Origin of the sequence: Jannaschia sp. W003 (genome assembly GCF_025144335.1) — a bacterium.
Taxonomy (GTDB): Bacteria; Pseudomonadota; Alphaproteobacteria; order Rhodobacterales; family Rhodobacteraceae; genus Jannaschia.
In genome coordinates, this window is the sequence record NZ_CP083539.1 from 1,004,210 (window position 1) to 1,028,052 (window position 23,843).

The following is a 23,843-nucleotide window of genomic DNA, read 5'->3' on the forward strand; positions in this document are numbered from 1 at the left end:
CAAGGTGAGGGGCGCCCGTATGGCACCCGCCCCGCCGCCGGCCGCCGCCGTCCGATCAGAGCGCGGCGTCGCGCAGCGCGCTCTCGGCGCGGCTGTGATCCCAGAAGGGCGGGCCTGCGACGCGGACGGGCGAGCGCAGCACCGTGCCGTCCGGTCCGCTGCGGATCGCCAACCCGTGGAACGCCTCGTCGAGCGCGTCGTAGCGGACCTGGGCGATTCGGATCAGGCGTGTGGGCATCGGCAGTACCTCCGCGAAGGAAACGCCGGCCGAGTCGATCCGTTCGGCGCCCCTTGCGGGGAACTTGGCCCCGAAGGCACCAACATCCCGTAACCATGCATGAAATCGTCCAGTCACGATTCCGTGAGTGCGCGGGCTACCGACAGAATTGTTTCCCATTCCGCGTCCGCCACGGGCTGCACCGACAGGCGGCTCTGGCGGATCAGCGCCATCCCGGCGAGCGCCGGCGTCTCGCGGATGCGGGCGAGCGGCACAGGGGCGGTCAGCGGTTCCACCGCCCGGATCGCCACGCAGTCCCAGCGCGGGTCGTCCGCCGTAGGGTCGGGAAAGCTCTCGCGCACCACTTCCACGATCCCGACGATCTCGCGCGCCTTGCCGCTGTGGTAGAAGAACCCCAGATCGCCCCGGCGCATGGCCCGCATGTGGTTGCGGGCCGCGAAGTTGCGCACCCCGTCCCACGGCTCGCCGGCCTCGCCCCGCGCGCGCTGGTCGTCCCACGACCAGGTCTCGGGTTCGGACTTGAAGAGCCAGCGGCTCACCCGCGGTTCACCACCCGGTTCCACGCCTCAATGCGCACGGCCTCGAACAGCCCGGCCTTGGCGTAGGGGTCGGCGGCGGCGAAGGCCTCGACGTGGGTGCGGTCGGGGGTGTCGAACAGGATCAGCGAGCCGCACATCTCGCCGGCGGCGTTCACGAACGGGCCGGCCTGCACGACGTGCGGATCGGCGTTCAGGTGGTCGAGATGGGCCTCGCGGTTGCTCTGGCGCACGAGCAGGTGGTCGGGCTTGTCGGTGCAGATCAGGGCGTGGAGCATGGGTCTCACTCGTGGGTCAGGTCGCGGGAAAGGAGGGCGTCGATCGCCTCGGCGACGCCGAGGCGCCCGGTGGTCAGGGCATGGACGGCGGCGGTGATCGGCAGGTCGAGCCCGTGGCGCCGCCCGAGGTCGAGCGCCGCGGCCGCCGTCGGCACGCCCTCGGCGGTGGCGCCGGGCAGGGGCTCGCCGCGCCCGAGGGCGAGGCCGAGCGCGAAGTTGCGGCTTTGGGGACTCGCGCAGGTCAGGGCGAGGTCGCCCAATCCGCTCAGCCCCATCAGGGTTTCGGGCCGGGCGCCGAGGGCGGTGGCGAGGCGGACCGTCTCGGCCATGCCCCGTGTCATGAGGGCCGCGCGGGCGCTCTCGCCCAGACCGGCGCCGATGGCCGCGCCGCAGGCGATCGCAACCACGTTCTTGAGCGCGCCGCCCAACTCCACGCCCGCCACGTCAGTGGAGCGATAGACGCGCAGGGCGGGTGTCGCGAGCAGGCGCTGGAGCGCAGCGCCCTCCGCCTCGTTCGAAGTGGCGAGCACCAGGGCGGTGGGCAGGGCGCGGGCGATGTCGGCTGCGAAGGAGGGGCCCGAGAGGATCGCGGCGGTGGCGTCCGGCCAGCGGTCCTGCAGGAGGGCGGTGGGGCCGCGCAGGGTGCCCAGCTCCACGCCCTTGCAGGCGGCCACGGCGCGGCGCGGGGCGAGGGGAAGGGCGGCGATCGTGGCCGCCAGCGCCTGCGTGGGCACGGCCAGCAAGAGCGTGTCGCAGTCCGCGAGGTCGGCCGGGTCGGCGGTGACGGCGACGCCCTCGGGCAGCGTGGCGCCCGGCAGGCGGGCGAGGGTGCGGGAGGCGCGGGCCGCCTCCATCGCCGCACCGTCGCGGCCCCACAAGGCGACGGGCCGCGCGCGCCCGATGGCGATGGCGAGAGCGCCGCCGAAGGCGCCGGCGCCGACGACCCCGACGCTCACGCCTTGGCCCCGCGCTTGCCGCCCGCGAGCATCGGCGCGGCCTCGGCGTCCAGCGGCCAGCGGGGACGGGCGGTCAGGGTGCCCGCGTGCCCGGCGTCCAGCATCTCGGCGCCCGCGAAGGCGATCATGGCGGCGTTGTCGGTGCATAAGGCTAGCGGCGGGGCCACAAAGGGGACGGGGGAGACTGCCTCCAAGGCCGCGCGGATCGCACCGTTGGCCGCGACGCCGCCCGCCACCGCGAAGGCGGTGACCTCGCCCGCCGCCTCCAGCGCGCGGCGCGACTTCTCGGCCAGCACGTCGCGCACCGCGGCCTGGAACCCGGCGCACAGGTCGCGGCGCACGCTCGCGCGCAGGCCACCGTTGCGGGCCACGGCGGCGTCGCGGGCGCGCAGCACCGCCGTCTTTAGGCCCGAGAAGCTGAGGTCGCAGCCGGGGCGGTCCAGGAGCGGGCGGGGGAGGGCGAAGGCGTCCGGGTCGCCGCCCTGCGCCTCGCGCTCCACGGCGGGGCCGCCGGGCTGGGGGAGGCCGAGGAGGCGGGCGACCTTGTCGAAGGCCTCGCCCGGCGCGTCGTCGATGGTGCCGCCGAGGCGCCGGAAGCGCGCGGGCCCCTCGACGCGCAGGAACTGGCAGTGCCCGCCCGACACTAGGAGCACGAGGAACGGGTAGGCGACGCCATCGGTCAGGCGCGGCGTCAGCGCGTGGCCGGCGAGGTGGTTCACGCCCACCAGGGGAACGCCGGCGGCGGCGGCCAGCCCGCGCGCGCACATCACGCCGGCCAGCACGCCGCCGATCAGGCCGGGGCCGGCGGTGACGGCGATGCGGTCCACCTCGCCCAGCATCACGCCCGCATCGTCCAGCGCCCGCTCGACGGCCACGTCGATCTTCTCGGCATGGGCGCGGGCGGCGATCTCGGGGACCACGCCGCCGAAGGCCGCATGGAGCGCGTCCTGCCCCACGACCACGTTCGAGAGGATCGCGCGCCCCCGCAGCACGGCGGCGGCGGTATCGTCGCAGGAGCTTTCGAGCCCGAGGGTGAGGAGGTCTTGCGCCACGTCCCGGACCTATGCCCCGGTGCGCGTCATGACAATGCGGATGCCCGTGCTCCTGACCCGCCCCCGCCCCGCCTCGGAGCGGGTGGCGGTGGCGCTGGGCGTGCCCTGCATCATCGCGCCGCTCCTGGAGATCGTCGCCGTAGGCGCTCCGCCCGAGGCCGAGGCCCTGCTGCTCACCTCCGCGCATGGCGTGGACGCCTGGGCCGAGGGCGGCGGCGCGCGGGGACTGCCGACGTGGTGCGTGGGCCCGCGTACCGCCGAGCGCGCCCGCGCCGCGGGACTGGACGTGCGCGGGACGGCGGCGGACGCTGCGGCGCTGGCCGCGATGGTCCCGGAGGACGCCCCTCCGCTGCTCCACGCGCGCGGGGCCGACGTGCGGGGCGACCTCGCGGCGCGGCTGCGGGCGCGCGGCCTGCGGGTGGCGGAGGCGGTGCTCTACGAAGCCCGCGCACGGCCCTTGACGGAGGAAGCATTGGCGCTCGCCCGCGCGGGGCCGGTGCTCGCGCCGGTGTACTCGCCGCGCTCCGCACGGCTGCTGGGCAACGAATGGCCGCGCGGGGCGTTGGGGAACCTGCGGGCCGTCGCCCTGAGCGGCGCGGTGGCGCGTGCGCTGCCGGTTCCGCCCCTCGCGGTGGCGGCGCGGCCCGACGGCGCGGCCATGATCGACGCGCTGCGCCGCGAGATCGCCGGTTGAGGGGGGCAGGGGGACGGACTAGGTTCGGTTGATGCCGCGGGGCGGCGAAGGGGAGGCGACAGCGTGGCGCGACGCAAGACGGGCAAGACGGGGGGCGACGATCCCCAGATTTCGGACGACGCGGTGGAGGACGCCGTCGTGGTCGAGAACGACGTCGTCCTGCCCGGCGAGGACGAGGCCAGGGAGGGCGGCGCGGACGTTCCCGCCGCGCGCGACGACGATCACCTGCCCGCCGCCCACGCCGATCCCGCCGACGAGCGCATCGCCGGAACCGGCGCCGTGCCGCCCGCGCCCGAGCCGTCGCCGGTCGAAGGGGACGGGACGACCGACGCTCCGGACGAGCCCGTGGCCGCCGAGGGCGAGGGCATCGTGATGACCCCCTCGGACGAAGACGCGACGACCGCCGAGGCCGACGGACCGCGTGAAGGCACCGACGCCGACACCGACGCGTCCGACCCGCCGTTCGACTACGGCGTCGCCGGCGCCGACGGACCGGGCGTTGCGGACGCGGGCGACGATGCGCCCCGCGAGGACCGCACGTCCGACGACGTCGCCCCCCGCGAGGACCGCGCCGTTCCCGCACCCGTTCCCGCCGCCGCCACGGCGCCCGAGAGCCGCGGCCCGGGCTTCGTGCCCCTCCTGCTCGGCGGGATCGTCGCCGGCGGGATCGGTTACGCCGCCGCGACCTGGCTGCCCGTGGACGAGTCTGCGCCTGCGCCCGCCTTCGACGTCGCCCGCGTGGACGCGGTCGAGACCGAGCTGGCCGACCTGCGCGCCGGACTGGAGGCGCTGCCCGACGACGCGCCCGCCGCGGCGGTCGTGGACCTCTCGGCGCTGGAGGGCGGTCAGGCCGACCTCGCAGGCCGCATCGAAGCACTGGCAGCCCGCGTCGACGCGCTCGAGGCGCGGTCCGCGCCCCAGCCCGCCGCCGCCGACGGCGCGGCCCCCGCCGCACCCGCGTTCGATCCGGCGCCGCTGCAGGGCGACCTCGCCTCCGTCCGCGACGCGGTGGCCGCGCTGCAGGCCGACGTGGACGCTGTGCGGGGCACCCTCGACGAGAGCCTCGCGGGCGTGCGCGACCAAATCGCCGCGCTGGAGGCCGGACAGTCCGACCTCGCCGCCCGCGTCGACGCCGCGGAGGCCGCCGTAGGGGAGGGCGCCGCGGCGCTGCGCTCCGAGATCGGCGGCGCCGTGGACGCCCTGCGTGCCGACCTCGCGCCGCGTGTCGAGACGCTGGAGGGCCGCGCCGAGGAACTCGCTTCGATCGCCGACGAGGCCGAGGCGGAGGCCGCCGCCGCGGCCCGCCGCGCGGCGCTCAACGAGATCTCCACCTCGCTGCGCACCGGCACGCCCTTCGCCGACCCGCTCGCCACGCTGGAGGACCCGCCCGAGGCCCTTGCGGCCGTGGCCGAGAGCGGCGTGCCCACCTCCGCCGCCCTGGCCGACCGCTTCGGCCCCGCCTCGCGCGAGGCCCTGCGCGCGGCGCGCGAGACCGGCGCCGGCGCCGAGCCGGGCCTGCGCGGCTTCGCCCGCTCGCTCGTGAACGCCCGCTCGCTCGAGCCGCGCGAGGGCGACGACGCCGACGCCGTGCTCTCGCGCGCCGGCGCCGCCCTGCGCGAGGGCGACATCGCCGCCGCGCTGGCCGAGATCGAGACGCTGCCCCCCGAGGTGGGGGCGCCGCTCGAAGACTGGGCGGCGAGCGCCCGAGCCCGCCTCGCGGCGCAGCGCGCCCTGCAAGACCTCCTCGAAGGATAAGCCCCCATGCTCTGGTCGCTCTTCAAGATCCTGCTCTTCGTCGCGGTCGTCGTGGCTCTGGCCTACGGGGTGCAATGGCTGCTGTCGGTCTCCGGCGAGGTGCTGGTCAGCTTCGCGGGCCAGGAATACGTGCTCAGCCCGCTCGTGGTCGTGCTCGGCCTCGTGCTCGGGTTGATCGTGCTGTGGCTGGTGTTCAAGCTGGTCGGCCTGCTCGTCTCGGTGCTGCGCTTCATCAACGGCGACGAGACCGCGATCTCGCGCCACTTCGAGCGCAACCGCGAGCGCAAGGGCTACGAGGCCCTGTCCGACAGCCTGATCGCGCTGGCCTCGGGCGAGGCCCGCGAGGCCGCCGCGAAGGCGCGCCAGGCCGAGAAGTACCTGGAGCGCCCCGAGGTGACGGACGTGGTGGTCGCCCAGGCCGCCGAGGCCGCCGGCGAGCGCGAGCGCGCCGTGGAGGCCTACAAGCGCCTCGTGCGCCACGACCGCACCCGCTTCGTGGGCGTGCGCGGCCTCATGCGCTCCAAGCTCGAGGAGGGCGACACCGACACGGCGATGAAGCTTGCCGAGAAAGCCTTCGCCCTCAAGCCCCGGCACGTGGAGACGCAGGACACCCTGCTCGCCATGCAGGCGCGCGACCACAACTGGGAGGGCGCGCGCCGCGTGCTGACCGCCAAGCTGAAGTCGGGCGCGCTGCCGAAGGACGTCTACAAGCGCCGCGAGGCCGTGCTCAGCCTCGCCGATGCCCGTGCGCGCCTCGCCGAGGGCAAGACCGAGGAGGCCCGCGCCGAGGCGCTGGAGGCCAACCGCCTGTCCCCCGAGCTGGTGCCCGCCGCGGTGCTGGCCGCGCGCATGCACGTGGAGGCGGGCGACAAGCGCCGCGCCACGAAGGCGATCAAGGCGGCGTGGGCCAAGCTGCACCACCCCGACCTCGCCGCGGCCTTCGCCGGGATCGAGCCCAACGAGACCCCGCAGGAGCGCATCCGCCGCTTCGGCCCGCTCCTCAAGCTCGACCCCGACGCGCCCGAGGCGCGCATGCTGGAGACCGAGCTGCACCTCGCCGCCGAGGACTTCCCCGGCGCCCGCCGCGCCCTGGGCCGCCTGCCCGAGACGCACCCCACCGCGCGCTCGCTGTCCCTGATGGCCGCCGTGGAGCGGGGCGAGGGCGCCTCCGAGGCCGTGGTGCGGGGCTGGCTCGCCAAGGCCCTGGGCGCCTCGCGCGGGCCGCAGTGGGTCTGCACGAACTGCGGCACGGTGCACGGCGACTGGGTGCCGGTCTGCACCTCCTGCGAGGCGTTCGACACGCTCGACTGGACCGAGCCGCGCCGCGCCGAGGCCTCGGTCTCGGCCCTGCCGACCGACGTGCTGCCCCTCCTGGTGGACGGTCCTGCGTCGGAGCCCGGCGTGCCGGCCCTGCGCGAGGATCACGCGCCGCACGACGTCACGCCCCTCGTGGCCCCCGAGGCCCAGCCCGCGTCGAGCCGCGAGGTCCACGGCACTTCGACCCCCGCCTCGACGACCCACGCCACCGCGGACGGCTTCGACACCCTGCCCGCGGGAGACAGCCCCCCCGCGCCGCAGGACGAGACCCCGACCACGGCCGGCACCGCGCGCATGTGAGCGGCGGCGGGCGGCCCGCGCCGCCTGCCACGCGTCCTGCCGGATTGGGGCTGGAACGCCTCCGGACCCTCTGCTAGAGCGCCCGCGCGGGCCGCTGTAGCTCAGCTGGTAGAGCACGTCATTCGTAATGATGGGGTCGGGGGTTCGAGTCCCTTCAGCGGCACCGCCTTATCAGTCTAAGCCCATGTAAGTACTGATAATTGTGACTGTTCGTCAGATCCCATCCACCTTTCCATCCACCTGCTCGAATCCCGGTAAGGCAGTATGCGTCGCGCCCTCTCTTGTTGTGATAGGCGCTGTTGTACGAAGCGTTTGAATGCCGGTGATCCCCTCTCCCCGCCTGATGTCAGTCGACCGGCTGCGTGGCGGCGATGCCCAGGGCAGTGAAGCGGTTAGGAATGGCGATGCGGATCTGGAGCTCGGCGGTCTGACGGTCGAAATCGCGGGCAGCGAGCCTCTTCCCCAGATGCTTGACGTAGCTCATCTTGGTTTCGACGCGACTTCGGCTGCGGCAGCCACCCCAGCGGCGCCAGATCGTCCGACCGAGACGCTTGATGGCACGCAGGGCCTCGTTCCTCGCCTCCGCCCTGGGGTTGTCCTCTTACATGGTTTGGCATTGCGGCCCGGTGGGATGATCGAGTCAGCGCCCCGATCCGCGATGGCATCGCAGCAAGCGCGACCCTCATGGGCTCCGTCGGCGGTGACGGGTGCGATCGGCTCGCTTTCGGGGATCTGATCGAGCAGGCTCAGCAGCATGGGCGCGCCAACGGCGTCGCTCCCAGTGATCTCCCCCGCTCGAATTCTGAGGTCGGCTCATCGATAGCGAGGTGAACCTTGCGCCAGACGCGCCGCTCAACTCCAACATGCCTGCGGCGTGCCATTCGCCCTCGCCCTCGCCCTCGCCCCGGACCTTGATGCCCGTGCTGTCCACAAGCAGGTGCAGCGGCCCGCCCGAGCCCCGGTAGGGCAGTTGCAATGCCAACTTCTTCTGCCGCCGGCAGAGCGTCGAGAAGTCCGGCACCGGCCAGTCGAGCCCCGCCAGCTTCAGTAGGCTCGCCGCGAAGCCCGTCGCCAGGCGCAGCGGCAGTCCGAACAAAACATTCATAATCAGGTAGGCTTGGATCACCTGGGCATTGCCCGCCGAATGGGCTTCCCGAACTGGGATAGAACGTTTCGCGCATAGCGCGCGTGATAGGCAAATCGGCCCAATGGCCGGCCTTCAACATTCCACGGGACCAACGCGGTTTTGTCTCGGATCGATGTTCGGTGCACTGTCATGCATATGGACGGGGTCGACCATTACCAGGCCAGTGAAACAGGGTTGCTCGGCCGGTGCTTATCGGTCGATCTCGAAGTCGATCCCTCGACGGCGCAGGTCTTCGCGCTCGCGGCTGTCGGAGGCGGTGACGCACCCGCTCTGGTCTCGCGGCGCGGGCGCCTCGATGAGGCACTGGACCGGCTGGAGGAGCAAGCCGCCACGGCCGCACATCTGATCGGCCACAACGTTCTGCGGCACGACCTCGCGCACCTGACCGCCGCGCGGCCGCGGCTATACGCACTGGCCGACGCGCCGATCGACACGCTGTGGCTCAACCCGCTGGCCTTCCCGCGCAATCCCTACCACCGGTTGGTGAAGCACTATCAGGATGGGCGGCTCCTTTCGGGCGCCGTCAACGACCCGGAGCGCGACGCGCGGCTGGTCTTCGAGGTGCTTGAGAACCAGATCGAGGCGTTGCGGGCTATGGCCGCCGAGGATCCGGACGCGGTCGCGGCCTACCATTTCCTTTGTACGCTTGGCGATCGGGCAGGGGGCTTCGATGCGGTGTTCCGCGAAGTTCGGGGCGCCGCACGCCCATCCATCGCCGCCGCGGCCGATGCCGTTGAGCGTCTTCTGGTCGGCCGGGCCTGCATGCCGGTTGTAACGTCGGTCGGTTCCCAGATGGAGGACACCGAGCGCGGCTGGCCGCTCGCTTATGCGCTGTCCTGGATCCGGGTCGCGGGCGGGGACTCGGTCATGCCGCCGTGGGTGCGGATGCAGTTCCCGGAGGCGGCGCGATTGGTCCGCCAGTTGCGCGACACCTCCTGCAGCGACCCCGCCTGCGCCTGGTGCCGGGAGACTGCCAACCCCGTCGCGGCGCTCTCCCGCTGGTTCGGCTTTCCCGCCTTCCGCCCGGAGCCCGCGGATGAGACCGGCCGACCGTTGCAGGAGCGGATTGTCGATGACGGGCTCAGGGGGCGCAGCCTTCTTGGGATCCTTCCGACGGGGACAGGCAAGTCCGTCTGCTACCAGATTCCCGCGCTCTCGAAGTTCGACCGGACCGGCGCGCTGACGGTGGTGATCTCGCCACTGGTCGCGCTGATGGCCGACCAGGTCGCGGGGATGGAACGGGCGGGCATCAGCTCGGCCGTCACCGTCAACGGGATGCTGTCCATGCCGGAACGGCAGGAGGCGCTAGACCGCGTGCGGCTGGGCGAGGCGGCGATGCTGATCATCTCGCCGGAGCAGCTGCGCTCGGTTTCCGTCCGCTCGGTGCTCAAGCAGCGCGAGGTCGGGCTCTGGGTGCTGGACGAGGCGCATTGCGTATCGAAGTGGGGTCACGACTTCCGGCCCGATTACCGCTATGTCGGCCGCTTCATCCGCGAGTTCTCGGGCGACGAGAACCCCGCGCCGGTGATCTGCCTGACGGCCACAGCGAAGCCCGATGTGATCCGCGACATCCGCGATCACTTCCAGAGCCGGCTGGGCGTAGACCTGACGCTGCTCGATGGTGGAGCAAGCCGGACGAATCTCAGTTTCGACGTGCGCGAGACGGGGAAGGCGACGAAGCTTGCCGACATCCTCGACGCCGTCGAGGCGGGGCTGCCCGCCGAGGGGGCCTCGGGTGCCGTGGTCTACTGCTCCACCCGCGGCGAGACGGAGCGGGTCGCGGCCTTCCTCACTGAGCGCGGAATGGCGGCGGCGCACTTCCACGCGGGGATGACGCCGGAGGAGAAGACCCAGGTGCAGGAGGCATTCCGCGTAGGCGAGCTGCGCGTGATCGCGGCGACGAACGCCTTCGGGATGGGGGTCGACAAGCCGGACGTGCGGCTGGTGGTCCATGCCGACATCCCGGGCTCGCTGGAGAACTACCTCCAGGAGGCGGGCCGGGCAGGGCGTGACCGCGATCCCGCCAATTGCGTGTTGCTCTACTCCAGGGACGACGTGGAGCGGCAGTTCTCGCTTACCGCCCGTTCGCGTCTAGCGCGCCACGAGATCGGTGCGATCCTGCGGGCGCTCAGGGGCATCGACGACCGGACCCGGCGCTCCGGCACGGTCGTGGCCACCTCCGGCGAGATCGTCCGCGCCGAGACTGACCGGGAGTTCGTGCGTGATGAGGCGACCGACGACACGCGGGTCAAAACAGCCGTCTCCTGGCTGGAGGAGGCGAAGCTCGTCTCTCGTGAGGAGAATCGCGTCCAGGTCTTCCCCTCCTCGCTGCTCGTCCGTTCCATCGAGGAAGCGGAACGGTCGCTCGGCGCGGCCGGGCTGACGGGGGCGCGGCGCAAGGCGCTGCTCGGCATCGTGCGCCACTTGATGAATGCGCCGCCCGACCAAGGTGTCAGCACCGACGAGCTGAGCGGCGCGAGCGGGCTGACGCCAAGCAAACTCGCGAAGGCGATGTCGGACTTGGAGACGCTGGGGCTAGCGCGCAACGACATGGCCGTGACGGTCTTCGTGCATGTCGCCGTGGAGGACCGCTCGATCGTCCGCCTCGGTGCCGCTTCGGCTCTGGAGATGGCGCTGCTCACCGCCATGCGCGAGGCGGCGCCGGATGCGGGGACGGAGGGCCTACCGCTGCATCTGGCTGAGGCCTGCCAGCAGCTGCGGGACGGAGGCCATGTGGGTGCACGCCCCGACGTGATCGAAAAACTCCTACGCGGTATGGTCCGCGATGGGCGCGACGAGGACGGGGGCACCGGTAACCTGCGCCTGCGAAAGGCGTCGCGCAACGTGCTGAGCGTGCATCTGCTGCGTTCCTGGGACGTGCTCGAGCGGACCGCCGCGCTGCGCCGCCAGGCGGCGGAGCTTCTTCTGGCGCACCTGACGGGCAAGCTCGACCAGGGCGCGCGGGGCAAGGACCTTCAAGTCGAGACGACCTACGGCGACATGCTTGCTGCGCTGAACGGGGATGCGCTGCTGAAGGCCTCTGGCGTGCGCGACTTAGGAAAGCTGATGGGCCGCACCCTGCTCTGGCTGCACGAGCAGGGCGTCGTGACGTTGGGCAAGGGACTCACGGTCTTCCGGCCCGCAATCACCGTCCACGTCAACCCCGAGACCCGCCGCCAAGGCTTCACCCAGGAGCACTTCCGCCCCCTAGAGGAGCACTACGAGGAGCAGACCATCCAGACCCATGTCATGGCCGCCTATGCGGAGCGGGGGCTGGGCGACATGGGCGAGGCGGCGCGGCTGTCGGCCGACTATTTCGCGATGGAGCGCGACGCCTTCCTCAAGCACTGGCTGCCTGGCCGCGGTCCGGAGCTGCGGCGGCGTACGACCAGCGCGTCCTACAAGACAATCGTTGAAGCGTTGGGCAACCGCATCCAGCAGGAGATCGTCGCAGACGATCGCGAGCAGACCAACGTGCTGGTCCTGGCCGGCCCCGGCTCCGGTAAGACGCGTGTGCTGGTCCACCGCATCGCCTACCTGCTGCGCGTGCGCCGCGAGGACCCGCGCGGCATCCTCGTGCTTAGCTATAACCGCCACGCGGCGGCCGAGATCCGCGCCCGCCTCCGCCATCTGATCGGCGACGACGCCCGCGGCGTGACGGTCTCGACCTGTCATTCGCTCGCCATGCGGCTTGTCGGTGCGAGCTTCGCGGGTGAGGGGGCGGAGACGGGCGACTTCGACAAGGTCGTGATGGACGCGGTGCACTTGCTCGAAGGCGAGGGGTTGAGCCGCACTGAGGCCGAGGCGCAGCGCGACGCGCTGATGGAGGGCTACCGCTGGATTTTGGTGGACGAGTACCAAGACATCGGGCCCGAGGAATACGCGCTCATCGCCGCCGTCGCTGGCCGCTCCCTGGAGGACCCGGACCGCAAGCTGAGCCTCTTCGCCGTGGGCGACGACGACCAGAACATCTACGCCTTCGCAGGCGCCTCGGTCGATTACATCCGCCGCTTCGAGGCGGACTACCGCGCGCGGCCGTCCTTCCTCGTCGAAAACTACCGCTCGACCGGCGCCATCGTGGCTGCGTCCAACGCTGTGATCGCGGGCGCGCCGGGACGCATGAAGGTCGACCACGCGATCACCGTGAACGCGGCCCGCGCGAAGGACCCGCCCGGTGGGGCCATGGCTGAGGTCGATCCGGTGGGCCAGGGCCGCGTGCAGCGGCTCGACTGTCCGCCGGACGCCACCGCCCACGCTGTCGCCGCGGTGGAGGAACTGGTGCGCCTGTCGCGGCTCGACCCCGACTTCCGCTGGGACCGTTGCGCGATCATCGCGCGCGAGTGGAAGCGCTTGGCCCCGGCCCGCGCCCACGCGGAGACGCTGGGCATCAAGGTGGAGATGGCCAACGAGGAGCTGCCGCCCGTCTGGCGTCTGCGCGAGACGCAGGCGTTGGTCGAGGAGCTGCGAAAGGACCGGGGCGCGATGCTGACCGTGCAGGACCTGCTCGACCGGCTGAATGCGCAGCCGCCCAGCCGCTGGATCGACCTTCTGGCCGAGGGCATTGCGGACCTCGCCCGCGAACTGGGCACGGCTGCCATGCCAGCCCCGGACGTGGTTGAGTGGCTCGCCGAATGGGCCCGCGACACACGCGGCGAGCAGCGCGGCCTGCTACTCACCACCGCCCACCGAGCCAAGGGCCTCCAGTTCGACCACGTCGTTGTGCTCGACGGCGGTTGGCACAAGACGTCGAAGAGCGAGGACGCCGACGCCCCCCGCCGCCTGTTCTACGTCGCGATGACCCGCGCGCGCCGGACGCTCGCAGCGACCACCTCGGGGCCGCATAGGTTCCTCGACGGGGTGGAGGGACTGCTACCTCGGAAAGCGGCGACTGAGACGGCAGAGCCGGCGACGGCCGAGCGAACCTACCAGATGCCCGCACTGAGGGCGGTCGATCTGTCCTATGCAGGTCGACTGCGTGATGGCCATCCGCTCCACGCCGCCGTGACGGAAGCCCGCATCGGCGATGCGCTCCGGCTGCAGCATCGCGACGATCGCTGGCAGATCCTCGATGCGAAGGGTCGGCTGCTCGGCCGCATGGCCCGGATCTGGGTACCGCCCGAGGGCGCGGGGATCGCCCAAGCCACCGTCGGCGCCATCGTGCGATGGCGCAAAGTCGACAACGAGGCACAGTACCAGGATGCGATCCGGCGCGACGCTTGGGAAACTGTCCTGCCGGAAATCACCTTCGACGCGTACGCAGTCACGCGCGACGGCAGGTCGTCGTCTTTGGAGGCTGGATGATCGGCCCCCTTTCTCGAGTACCCGAAGTCGACCGTAGCCATGTGTCCGAAAACGCCGGTATGTGCGACAGATGGCTAGTTGTGCGACGGACGAGTTGATGGAGACCATCAGACCGTGATCGTCGACCGCGCGACGCCGGGCACGCCATAGAAGACGGCGAGTACGTCGTCCTGCTTACCTGTGAAGAACTCGCCGCCTTGGGAAGTCTCACGCTTCGCCAAACGCGCCTTCAGGTCCGTCTCCGCATTGAGGGCGGACGCGCCGTCGGGGTAGGGGGCCGAGGTGACCTCTATCTTCCATCGTGCGGTCGCCGATGGCGGGAAGCCGGCGTTCAGTTCCGTCAAGCGCCGCTTGGGGTCGTTGGTCATGCCGACCTTCACCAGAACGGCGTCGTGCTTCAGCCCGGCACGGGGGCCGAGCAGCATGCGCGCATCGCCATCAAAGGTTGCGACGTAGAGCCTATGCTCCCCATCCCGCCGATCCGACGAGACCGATCCGAAAGCTAGCGGAACGCCGCGCGAGGGGATGAAGTGCTCGCGCAGCGGTGCATCGTTCAGCGCGGTGGCGGGGAGGGGCGGTTCGCCCCAAACAGGGAGCTCGGTTACTGGTAACTGGAGAAGACGGTCGACGTCGGCAGAAGCCAGCGGCTCGCTCCAAGCGGCGATCGCACGAGCCCGTTCGGGCCGGTACGTTTCAGGGGCGACGTAGCGTATGTCGATCTGGCGATCGATCCGCCAAGCACGCCGAACGGGGATCGCGAAGGTCCACTTCTCGGCCCAGCCATGCTCGGCCTTGCGGTGCAGCGCCTGAGGAGAGCACTTGTCGCGGTCCATGATCGCGATGGGGTCGACTTGCAGCAGGCCGAGCGCTTGGCGGCGTTGGTCCGGACGGGTGTCGGTAGTATCGGTCCCGTAAATTAGGAACAGGTCGCCGGGGGAGGCCTTGCCCAGCATGTTCTGGCGCGCGGCCTCCTTCGTCCAGCCGCAGTAGCCGTCCTCTGCCGGATCAAACCCAAAGAAGGAACGGAGCCAAATGGTCGGGATCATGGTCGACGTTTCATCCATCATCTCGCCACTCGTCACTGGCCCCCATTAGGTGGTCCGGTTGCAATGTTAGGTCATGAGGCCCTCCTGCGCCATAGGTGACGGGATGCGGAGCGCAGCGGAGCCGGATGGCACTCATGGCGCTTCAGCTTTTGATGGAGCAAGTGTTTTTGGCGCCGGTGGCCGGTATCCGAGCGCCAAGCGGGGGCGCACGGTGTTGTGGGTACGGCGCCACGCGCCGATCAGGATGCGGGCCTAGGCAAGGGTGTAGAACACCTCCCGATTCAGCAGCTCGTCACGCAGCTTGCCGTTGAACGACTCGTTGTAGCCGTTCTCCCATGGGCTTCCGGGCGAAGACCGAGCTGTGGCATCGGTTGCTTACCCATTACCTGCCGCTTTATCTTCCCGAGGCCGAGCGGTTCCGCGGCAATTCTCGCAGCGACTGGTTTCTGGCCTTTCTCGAAGCCTTCCCGACGCCCTCCACGATCCAGCCGAACCGCTCCTCAATCGTGCGGTTGCGGGCTTCCATTATTCTGCCGCCCGGATTTCAGTTTCTGCCGCAGGCCGATCCACAACCGTGTCGTAGAGCCCGTAATGCGATAGCCCTTCGTGGCTCTCGATGCCCGTATAGCGCAGCGAGGCGTCCTCGTAGCGCCGGAAGGCGAAGACGGCCTCGTTCATGCGCTCCGTATTGAACACCTTCAAGCGCACGAGCAGATGGAAGTCCGCGACGGATAGCCCCGTGACAGTCCTGAACAGGTCTGGCTCCAGCTTCGTAATGACGTCCTGAAGCGTGTTCTCGCGGAAGTCGGTCAGGTACATGAAGGCCGGGATGCGGGTGGCGAACTTGACCAGCTTCTCCTGGACGAGCTTGCGCTTCGACTTGTACTCTTTCTCCTCCGCCGTCAGCTCCTTCTTCTCCCTAGCGCTGAGGGATCCGTCCTTCGCCTTCTTTTTGAGATCTTTGACCTTCTCGCTCTTGCTAATAATCGTCTCGATGACGTTGTCGCCCAGGGCCCGCCACCCCTCGATACGCTCGACGGCCGCCATAGCCTCCTCGTTGTCGAACACGCGGCGTAGGGTGTCGTTGTCGACGTTCACCAACAGCGCCGACTCCCACTTGCGGGCGAGCAGCGTGGCCGACGTACCGGCCATGGCGATGTCGAGGATGCCGCCGGCATCGATCTGCGTCATGTTGGCCCCGTCATAGGCCAGCACTGGCAGGAACGAGACCAGTTCGCGCACGGCATTCTCCGGGTTCGGATCGCTTGGTGAGAGGCCGATGCCGTACTCAGATAGCTGCCGCAGCGCCCGCGTCGGCGCGAAGTCGAAGACGAAGCATATCGGCTTAAGGATCTCTTCTGCGTTCGGGTCGTCGCCATTGGGGTTTTTGATTGACCATGGGGACTGCACCCGGAAAGCCGCCTGAAAGTAGGTCTCCGGCGACTTTAGGTTTCGCAACATCAGGATCGAGGACCACTGCGCCACGGTCACGCCAGTCGTCAGCTTCCCACAGGAGAGAGTGATGCTCTTCGTCTCGAACCCGGCACCGATCGCTTTGCGGACCGGCGGCAGCGCTTCCAGACCCACTCCTGCCTCGGCACCGGCTGCGACGATCACCTCGTAGTCGTGCCAGAATGTGTTCTGGCGTTCCGCCAGGAGGTTGGCCATTGCGTGGCACGCAGCGACGTTGGGAAGGAACCAGAAGGAATGCTGAAGGTACGGGAGTAGGCGAACGTCCGAGTAAGGGAAGGGCGGCCGCGTCCCGGTCTTCAAGCTAGCGACCGACTGCGGCACGTTCTGACCGCGAATGATGTCGAGCCACTTTTGGACGTCGTCCTTCTGCTCGAACGACGCTTCCTCGCCCGTGCCGGAAGCAGCGAAGAACGCATTAAGGTCGAACTCGTCGAACTCCCCTGCGCTGGCGACGGCCAGCAGTTCGTCCGGCATCTGGTAGGTTAGCAAACGCATCTGCGGCAGCGCGCCGTAGGGGTTGCGCTCGCCTGGATGGCTGGCCGCGAACGCTTCCTTGGCCCGCTGCTCGTCGGTGTAAGTCCAGTTGAAGATCTGCTCTTCAATGAACTCGCCGGTCGCCAGCGCCTTGAACGGTGTGCCGGAGAGGTAGAGGTAGGCGCGCGTGGTGATGGGCAGGAATTCGGCCTCACTCTCGGACAGCTCGCCGATATCCTCGTTCACCTGGCTTAGCCCGTCGCCGTACTCGGCCTTCTCCTCCCTCTTAGCGACCAGGTCGTCCTCGCCCTCGAACAGCTCCTTGGCTGTCTCGCGCCAAGCGCCGAAATGGTACTCGTCGAAGACGACGAGGTCCCAGTTGATCGTGTGAAGCCACTCGTTCCTAGCCTTGATGGCGCCGGTCGCCTCACGACCGAGGAGGTCTTGGAACGAGCCGAAGTAGACGACGGGCCTATCCGCTTCAATTTGGGTCGGATCGCGCCCGGAGCTGCGGGAGAGGTACTGCCAGCCGTCGAAGTCGACATGGGCTTCCAGGTCCGTCCGCCAGGCATCCTCGACGGCAGGCTTGAAGGTCACGACGAGGACGCGCTTTGCACCCATCCTCTTGGCGAGCTGGTAGGCGGTGAAAGTCTTCCCGAACCGCATCTTTGCGTTCCATAAGAAGCGCGGGACGGCATCGGCGTCCTGCTCCCAGCGGGACTGATAGTAGTTATAGGTCTGCTCGACGGCGCGCGCTTGCTCGTCGCGCATTCGAAAAGTTTCGTGGTGCGTGCCGCTCAGGCGCAAGCCGCTCCGCAACTCGGCGATCGCGGTCTTCACGTCGTCCGGTTTCGCGCGCATCCATTCGCGCGCGCTACCGACTACGACGTTGTCGAAGCCCTTCTCTACCATTCGCCGCCGCACATCGTCGTCGCGGAACGTCGTGCCGTCTTCGCGCTCGGCGGGGCCGTCCACATGAAGCGTGTAGGCCTGCTGCATCTGACCTTGGGATTCACGGATGCGGTCGTTGACGTCCGTCTTGGTCGTCTGACCGACCTTGATCAGCCCCTCGTAGGCTAGCGGTGGGTCGTTCGGGGTCCAAGCGTAGATCCGAAGTCGGGCCTCGGGCTTGGGTGCGAGGATGTCGTCAACGGACCTACTCATCCTGAAAACTCCATCGTCCGTATCATCTCATCAATAAAATCCGTCTCTTCAGTGGTCAGACCGTACCGCTTGAACAACTTGTCATCATTCCAATCCTCTTGCTCAGCAATGTCCGGCACAAAAGTAAAAACATCTGCCTTGTTGTCTTGAGTGATTTTTCTCAGAGAAACAAGGAAACGAAAGAACTTCGTGCGCATATAATTGGCTGATGCTATGGCGGACTTTTTACTGTCATGAGTGGACGCAACTAGATACGTTTCCGTACAAGCTTCTCCTGGGCCTGCAATTATAGGACCGCGCTTGTCCCAAATGGGTAGAGGGTAGGTTTCATTACCATCTGTTGCCCTCCCCACAAAAACCTTCCAGCAATTGATCCAGTCTTTTCTCGCAGGAATTTCTGATCGAGAAACCCAAGTGATTTTACCTGAGGAATGTAGCTTTATCGACTTTGTCGCAGACTTTCCCCTTGCTCCGTAAAAGTTTGTTGGAAGTCCAAATGGTTTACGAGCGGAGACATGCTGTCCGAAGCTTCCCTCCCCAAACGCACAAACTTTGCGGAGTATCGACACCGCCTCGTTTCTTCTAACGAAGACATCGAACTCATCCAATGGGCGAGAGACGGATGGCCTCTCGACACCTCCTCGCTCAATTGTCAAAACATCACAGTCTCCCTTGCTGTCCCTGTCCCAGAGAAAGTAGCTGACTCCACCATTTAAGTTAACACTTGGGAATGCGTCCCGCTCGACAATATAGTCGACAATCTTTCTCAGTCTTCGATCTGAAAGCATTTTCTTCCGAAACTCGTCCAAGCCTTTCCCTCCTACAAACCATCGTGACGGCGTGACCATCACGAGATATGCCGGGTCAAGAGACTGTGCTTGTTGAACGAACTTATGGTATATTGGAGTAGCACTTGCTGATTTACTCGCGTCAGCAAGTTGATATGGCGGGTTCCCAATAATCACGTCGAACTGCATATCGTTTCCAAACATCTCGGCGACCCGGGCCTTGATGTCGTCGGTGTGGATGAAGGTATAGGCATGGGTCTCGGCCTCCTCGCCGCGGTCGAGCGTTCCCTTGCTGGCACCGCAGTACTTGCACTTGTCGTTGACCCAAGTGTGCTCGGCGCGCTCGAACCAGATGTTGCCGGCATCGTCCGAAAAGCCGTTGGCAATCGAATGCTCGCCGCTGGCGTGCTTGGAGCAGTAGAGGCTCCGGCGCGCGAGAAGGGCGGTCAACTGTGTAATCCCGATACCGAACACCTGCTTGGTCAGGATGTGATCGACACGCTGCTGTAGATCGGGGATCTCATCTTTCAGACCGTCCTGGAGCCGCTTCGTGATCTCGCGGAGGAACACCCCCGACTTGGTGAACGGATCCAGGAACCGGACCGAGCTGTCAGCCCAGATATTCGCCCCTTCGTTGCCCGCAGCCCAAGCCTCCGCCAGCGTGTCGAGCATCCGATTGGCGAACTCGGGCGGTGTGAAGACCTCGTCGTTGGAAAGGTTGGCGATGCAGGACAAGACGTCCGGGTTGGCCCCGCGCAGCGTGAACCCAGCTTGTTCGGTCATATAGCTTTTCCGAGCGCGCTACTCCGATTACCCCCGGCGAGATCGCGGACGGTCATAGGTGGATATGTCTTCAAAGGCTTGAAAACTTCGTGCTTGCCAAGCTGGGAGAACAGCGATCCCTCCGCCGAGAGGCCGGCCATGCTCGTTAGCACATCGAGACGGAAGTCACGCCGCTGGAACTTACCACGGCCGAGATACCCCCATTCCACGACCTCGATCGGTTCGCCGTCGACACCCTTCATCGTCATCGCATCGCCGTGGACGAGGTTCAGGGAGAGCACGAAGAACGCGGCGCGATACAGGTCGTCCGTCGGGGCGAGCACGAGGTAGCTCGCGAACACCTCCAGCATGTTCGCCCGACACTCGGCGATGTTGTCCTCCAGCAGCTCGATCCCGTAGCAACACATCAAGCCAAGCAGCGCGTAGTGACATTTCTCAAACGCAGATCGACTGAACTTCGCTTCGACAGCAGCCAGCTTACGCTGAAGGACCGGTACGAGGAAGTTTCCGCTCCCACAGGCCGGTTCCAGAAAACGTGAATCGATCCGCTCCGTCTCCCCCGCAACGAGATCGAGCATCTGCTCGGCCAGCCAAGGCGGCGTAAACACCTCGCCATGATCGGCCACGCGCTTCTTCGATCTGATGAGCGCTGCCGAGGCTGTCGACGATGATCCACGCGCCTTCATGCTTCGGTCTTGGCGAGTGCTCGCCACACGGTCGTCCTTGCCACTTTCAGCTCCCGCGCGATCTGACTTGGCCGCATACCACTGTCGCGCATCCCGCGGACTTTCGTCGGGTCTACAAAAGGTTTGCGTCCCTTGTACACGCCCTTCGCCTTGGCTTTCGCGATCCCTTCCATCTGCCGCTCCCGGCGCAGGTTGGTTTCGAACTCCGCGAACACTTCCAGCATGTCGAAAAACGCCTTGCCCGCAGCAGTCGAGGTGTCGATCGGTTGCTCGGCGGCCCGTAGTGCAGGACCCTTGGCCTTCAGCTCGCGCACTACGTCTTGGAGGTCTTCAATGCTCCGTGAGAGCCGGTCTACGCGCGTGACGACCAGCTCGTCGCCTTCGGTCACGAAGTCGAGCACCGTGCGTAGCTCCGCGCGACCTTGTCGGTTTGACCCCGACGCCTTCTCCTCGCGGATCACGACGCAGCCCACAGCCTCCAGTGCCTCGCGCTGCATGGTAAGGTCTTTGTCGGTCGGGCTGACTCTGGCGTAGCCGTAGCGTGGCAGAGGCGTTGCGATAGGTTCTAGGTGCACCCCCGTTAGCGTTGCGAAAGTCTTCCGACAATCCTAACGCGACGGGGCTTGCGTTTCACCGCGGTGCTGCGTTGGGGTGCGCTTCCCGGAACTATGGTGCCGCACCACTGCGCGCATCCAAGGTGCTCCGCCCCCCCCGGTATATGCCGGTAGAGCGTGGCGAGGGACACGCCGAGCTGGCGGGCCACCGCGGCCACGGTGAGATCGGGGTCGCGCAGGAGGTCGCGGGCCATCCGCAGGTCCTCGTCGCTCAAGGATCGCGGCCGCCCGCCCACGCGGCCCCTCGCCCGCGCCGCCTCGAGCCCCGCCCGGGTGCGCTCGCGGATGACAGAGCGCTCGAACTCGGCCAGCGCCCTGAACACGTGGAGCACGAGCCGCCCGCCCGGGGTGGTGGTGTCGATGCTTTCGGTGAGCGAGCGGAAGCCCACGCCCCGGGCCTCGAGCCCTTCCACGGTCTCGATCAGCTGGCGCACCGAGCGGGCGAGGGGGTCGAGCTTCCAGACCACGAGGGTATCGCCCCGGCGCATGTACTCGAGGGTGGCCGCGAGCTGGGGCCGCTCGCGCTGCGCGCCGGAGGCCTTCTGGGTGAACACCCGCTCGCGGCCCGCCGCCTCGAGGGCATCTAGCTGCAGGGCGGGGCGCTGATCCTGGGTGGAGACGCGGGCGTAGCCGACGAGCATGGGGGAGACCTCTCGAAACTCGCCTCCACCCTGCTGTTTCGCGACACCCGAAGGTGAGGATCGCGGCCTCCGGGTGGCCGGCGGCTCCCTTCTCTCGGAAACGACCGTTTGTGGCGGATAGCTGTCTAGGTAAGCGCGGCGACGCTCGCGCCGCCTAGAGCCGAATTCCGGCGTAATGCGCCTTATCTATCCGAGATTTTCAGTCACACCCTTGTTCTTGCATACGCGCAACATTTATGTAGAAAGTATGCGAGAGCTATGCTGACAAGCGGAGGATGCGGTGATGGACATGCAAATTACGAGAACGGCGGGCGCGGTGGCTCGCCTGCGAAGCGCCCTAGGCGCGACGCAATCGGACGTGGCGAAGAAGGCGGGGGTCGATCAAAGCCGCCTGTCGCGGATGGAAAAGGGTGAGGTGGTCGCGCCTGATGAGATCAGGCGCGCGCTTGGGGCTCTGTCGGCGCTCGGCTCGGAGGAAGCCGGCGGTTTTCTGAGGTTCATGGAACGCGAGTGGCGGTTCATCGAGCCGCCATCTTACTGGAACCCGGAGCGGGCGTCGGTTGAGATCGCCGAAGAGACCCTTGAGAAGATCGAGGCTTTTCTTGGCGACGAAGAGCAGCCTTGGCCGCTGCGCCGTCAGCTAGAGCGTCGGAAGGGCGATCTGCTGCGGGCGTCGAGCTTCCTGACCCGGCTCAAGCACAACGTCGCCTTCATCGGCGATATCGGCGTCGGCAAATCGACAGCAATCAGCTTTATCTTCGACCTGCTGGTCCCGGCGAAGGCCGAGGATCGCAACATCAACCGGCCGGTTTTGGAAACCGGGGCCGGCGGCACGACGATCTGCGAGGTCCATATCAAAAGCGGTCCGGAGTTCGGCCTATCGGTGACGGCGATGGACGCGGCTGACCTGACCGATCTGGTGGCCGATTTCTGCGCCGCGAAATGGGCCATGGCGCACCGGAAGGAGGGGGATCAGGCGGAGACCCCGCAGGTGAGCCGCGAGGTCGAGCGGGCGATCCGGAACATGTCGAGGCTGGTGCGCAAGCGGACCATGGTCGACGGCAAGCCGCACTACACCGATCCGATCCACGAGGTGATCGCGGACTGCCAGGCCGAGGACGAGTTCCGGGCGCGGGTGCTGGGGGCGATGAAGCTCGACGAACGGACCACCACAGAAATCTGGTACGAGAGCGGCACCCGCAAGCACCCGTCGGAGTGGATGCGCGAGACCTTCCGGGCGGTGAACAACGGCCGGATGAGCGACGTGCCGATGCCCCGGAGCATCGGCCTGATCGTTCCGGATTTCGGCAAGAGCTTCGGCGAATTCGAAATCACCGTCGTCGACACCAAGGGCGTCGAGGACGTGGCGGTTCGTGAGGATTTGGATCACCGGCTGAAGGACCCGCGCACGGCCGTGGTGCTGTGCTGCCGGTTCGAGAGCGCCCCGGACACCACGTCCCAAGCGCTGCTTCAGCACATGAAGCAGACCTTCTCGGAGCGGTTCGACACCGGCAAGATCGCGATCCTGTCCTTGCCGCGCTCGGGCGAGGCGTTGGAGGTCAACTCGGATACTGGCGAGCGCGTCCTTAACGAAGAAGAGGGCCACGCGCTCAAGGGCGAGGAGGTCACCAACAAGCTCAACAGCCAAGACTTGAGCGACGTGCCGGTGTTCTTCTTCAACGTGGAGAGCGACACGGCGGCTCAGGTGCGCGCCGATCTGTTCGGGCAGCTCTCGCGGATGCGCGAGACGGTGTCCGAGCGGCTATTCGATCTGTGCGACGCAGCAACTGAGATCATCGAGAACCACGAGAAGCACGCGGTCACGGCGGCGATCGAGGAGGTCGCCCGGCGGCTCAACACGTTTCTTCGAGGGAACGGAAAGCTCGGGGCACGGGAGCGGCACGCTTACGAGGAGGTTCTGAGCACGGTGCACGGGGTCCGCTACGCCTCGACCCTGTGGGCCGCGACGCGGCGGAACGGCGAGTATTACGGTCTCAACATCGTCCACCAGATCGGCGTCGGCGCGGCGCGCGATGCGCGGCTGCGGTCGCGGGACTGGTTCGCCAAGATCGAGGGCCATGTGAATGAGCTCAAGGCCGACGAAGACCTGGTGCTGGCCAAGCACTCGGTGGACCAGATTGGCGCGGTGGCCGAGGCCTCGCGGCGCAACTTCCTCGACGGCGCGCAGCGGATCGCCATGGAGATTTACCGCGAGCCGTTGACCCAAGATCCCGTCTGGAACGACTGCGCCTCGGAGTGGGGCAGGGGGCCGGGGTTCAAGAACCGGATAGAAGAGCACCTGCGCACCTGGTTCGGCGACACCCGCCCGGACCTCAAGGAAACCCTCGACAAGAGATTGAATGCACTCTGGGATCGTTCAGTAATCGCGCCCCTCATGCAACTAACCCAGGAGCATGAGCCTGGGGATACCTCTGACTCAGAGGATGAGAACGTCTTGGCCTTCCCATCGACTGCTTCGGCCTGAGCATCGTGCGGTTCGGCGCTGGTGGCCGAACCGCACCCAACTTTGTTACAAGGGAAAACAAAACTCATACGTTTTTGACTACGGCGATAACGAACGGTTCTGATCATTAACGAGC

At 67.8% G+C, this 23,843-nt stretch carries 15 protein-coding genes, 1 tRNA gene and 4 pseudogenes; 7 read left to right on the forward strand and 13 right to left on the reverse strand.

Annotated features, from left to right (window positions below; translation table 11 throughout):
* Positions 1–55: 55 nt before the first annotated feature.
* The 5 genes from K3554_RS04855 to tsaD all read right to left on the reverse strand — a co-directional run bounded on the left by K3554_RS04855 (position 56) and on the right by tsaD (position 3,060).
* Positions 56–238, reverse strand: coding sequence for a hypothetical protein (locus tag K3554_RS04855; protein ID WP_259944225.1), 183 nt, complete (start codon positions 236–238; stop codon positions 56–58).
* Between the two features lie 113 nt (positions 239–351).
* Positions 352–777, reverse strand: a complete 426-nt coding sequence (locus K3554_RS04860; RefSeq protein ID WP_259944233.1) for an EVE domain-containing protein — start codon at positions 775–777, stop codon at positions 352–354.
* Positions 774–1,052 carry a YciI family protein gene (locus K3554_RS04865; protein WP_259944236.1) on the reverse strand — a complete coding sequence of 93 codons (279 nt, stop codon included), beginning with the start codon at positions 1,050–1,052 and terminating at the stop codon, positions 774–776. The genes K3554_RS04860 and K3554_RS04865 overlap by 4 nt, the downstream gene beginning before the upstream one ends.
* A 5-nt stretch (positions 1,053–1,057) precedes the next feature.
* The gene (locus K3554_RS04870) at positions 1,058–2,008 is read right to left on the reverse strand and encodes an NAD(P)H-dependent glycerol-3-phosphate dehydrogenase (RefSeq protein ID WP_259944241.1); all 951 of its coding nucleotides are present in this window, start codon (positions 2,006–2,008) and stop codon (positions 1,058–1,060) included.
* A complete protein-coding gene (gene tsaD, locus K3554_RS04875; RefSeq protein ID WP_259944244.1) occupies positions 2,005–3,060 on the reverse strand; it encodes a tRNA (adenosine(37)-N6)-threonylcarbamoyltransferase complex transferase subunit TsaD in 1,056 nt (351 codons plus the stop codon). Before tsaD ends, K3554_RS04870 begins: the two co-directional genes overlap by 4 nt.
* Positions 3,061–3,088: 28 nt before the next feature.
* Here tsaD and K3554_RS04880 point away from each other — a divergent pair, with 28 nt between their 5' ends.
* From K3554_RS04880 to K3554_RS04895, 4 genes are all read left to right on the forward strand, one after another.
* A complete protein-coding gene (locus K3554_RS04880; protein WP_259944253.1) occupies positions 3,089–3,754 on the forward strand; it encodes a uroporphyrinogen-III synthase in 666 nt (221 codons plus the stop codon).
* Between the two features lie 63 nt (positions 3,755–3,817).
* A complete protein-coding gene (locus tag K3554_RS04885) occupies positions 3,818–5,509 on the forward strand; it encodes a COG4223 family protein (RefSeq protein ID WP_259944257.1) in 1,692 nt (563 codons plus the stop codon).
* Positions 5,510–5,515: 6 nt separating this feature from the next.
* Positions 5,516–7,126: a heme biosynthesis protein HemY gene (locus tag K3554_RS04890; RefSeq protein WP_259944260.1), complete on the forward strand. Its 1,611-nt coding sequence runs from the start codon at positions 5,516–5,518 to the stop codon at positions 7,124–7,126.
* 90 nt (positions 7,127–7,216) lie between these two features.
* A tRNA-Thr gene (locus K3554_RS04895) sits at positions 7,217–7,289 on the forward strand.
* A gap of 183 nt (positions 7,290–7,472) precedes the next feature.
* On the opposite strand, the pseudogene K3554_RS04900 reads toward K3554_RS04895, so the two are convergent.
* Positions 7,473–8,249, reverse strand: a pseudogene (locus tag K3554_RS04900) (IS5 family transposase); the annotation flags it as partial.
* A gap of 159 nt (positions 8,250–8,408) precedes the next feature.
* Here K3554_RS04900 and K3554_RS04905 point away from each other — a divergent pair.
* Positions 8,409–13,574: a RecQ family ATP-dependent DNA helicase gene (locus K3554_RS04905; RefSeq protein ID WP_259944267.1), complete on the forward strand. Its 5,166-nt coding sequence runs from the start codon at positions 8,409–8,411 to the stop codon at positions 13,572–13,574.
* A 107-nt stretch (positions 13,575–13,681) separates the two neighbouring features.
* Here K3554_RS04905 and K3554_RS04910 read toward each other — a convergent pair whose 3' ends face one another.
* On the reverse strand, positions 13,682–14,641 hold the full coding sequence (locus K3554_RS04910) for a GIY-YIG nuclease family protein (RefSeq protein ID WP_259944281.1): 960 nt from the start codon (positions 14,639–14,641) through the stop codon (positions 13,682–13,684).
* A gap of 45 nt (positions 14,642–14,686) precedes the next feature.
* A pseudogene (locus K3554_RS04915) lies at positions 14,687–14,971 on the reverse strand (transposase); the annotation flags it as partial.
* On the opposite strand from K3554_RS04915, the pseudogene K3554_RS04920 reads away from it, so the two are divergent.
* Positions 14,965–15,105, forward strand: a pseudogene (locus K3554_RS04920) (IS110 family transposase); the annotation flags it as partial. The pseudogenes K3554_RS04915 and K3554_RS04920 overlap by 7 nt on opposite strands.
* A 40-nt stretch (positions 15,106–15,145) precedes the next feature.
* On the opposite strand, the gene K3554_RS04925 reads toward K3554_RS04920, so the two are convergent.
* From K3554_RS04925 to K3554_RS04945, 5 genes and pseudogenes are all read right to left on the reverse strand, one after another.
* On the reverse strand, positions 15,146–17,731 hold the full coding sequence (locus tag K3554_RS04925; protein ID WP_259944287.1) for a DEAD/DEAH box helicase family protein: 2,586 nt from the start codon (positions 17,729–17,731) through the stop codon (positions 15,146–15,148).
* On the reverse strand, positions 17,728–19,302 hold the full coding sequence (locus tag K3554_RS04930; protein ID WP_259944296.1) for an Eco57I restriction-modification methylase domain-containing protein: 1,575 nt from the start codon (positions 19,300–19,302) through the stop codon (positions 17,728–17,730). The genes K3554_RS04925 and K3554_RS04930 overlap by 4 nt, the downstream gene beginning before the upstream one ends.
* Positions 19,299–19,928 carry a hypothetical protein gene (locus K3554_RS04935; RefSeq protein ID WP_259944301.1) on the reverse strand — a complete coding sequence of 210 codons (630 nt, stop codon included), beginning with the start codon at positions 19,926–19,928 and terminating at the stop codon, positions 19,299–19,301. The genes K3554_RS04930 and K3554_RS04935 overlap by 4 nt, the downstream gene beginning before the upstream one ends.
* Positions 19,929–19,984: 56 nt before the next feature.
* The gene (locus K3554_RS04940) at positions 19,985–20,485 is read right to left on the reverse strand and encodes a recombinase family protein (RefSeq protein WP_259944307.1); all 501 of its coding nucleotides are present in this window, start codon (positions 20,483–20,485) and stop codon (positions 19,985–19,987) included.
* A gap of 227 nt (positions 20,486–20,712) precedes the next feature.
* A pseudogene (locus K3554_RS04945) lies at positions 20,713–21,243 on the reverse strand (recombinase family protein); the annotation flags it as partial.
* Between the two features lie 283 nt (positions 21,244–21,526).
* Between K3554_RS04945 and K3554_RS04950 the strand changes: the two are divergent.
* Entirely contained in the window at positions 21,527–23,728 is a 2,202-nt protein-coding gene (locus K3554_RS04950; RefSeq protein WP_259944313.1) for a helix-turn-helix domain-containing protein, read from the forward strand.
* The last annotated feature ends 115 nt before the right edge of the window (positions 23,729–23,843 follow it).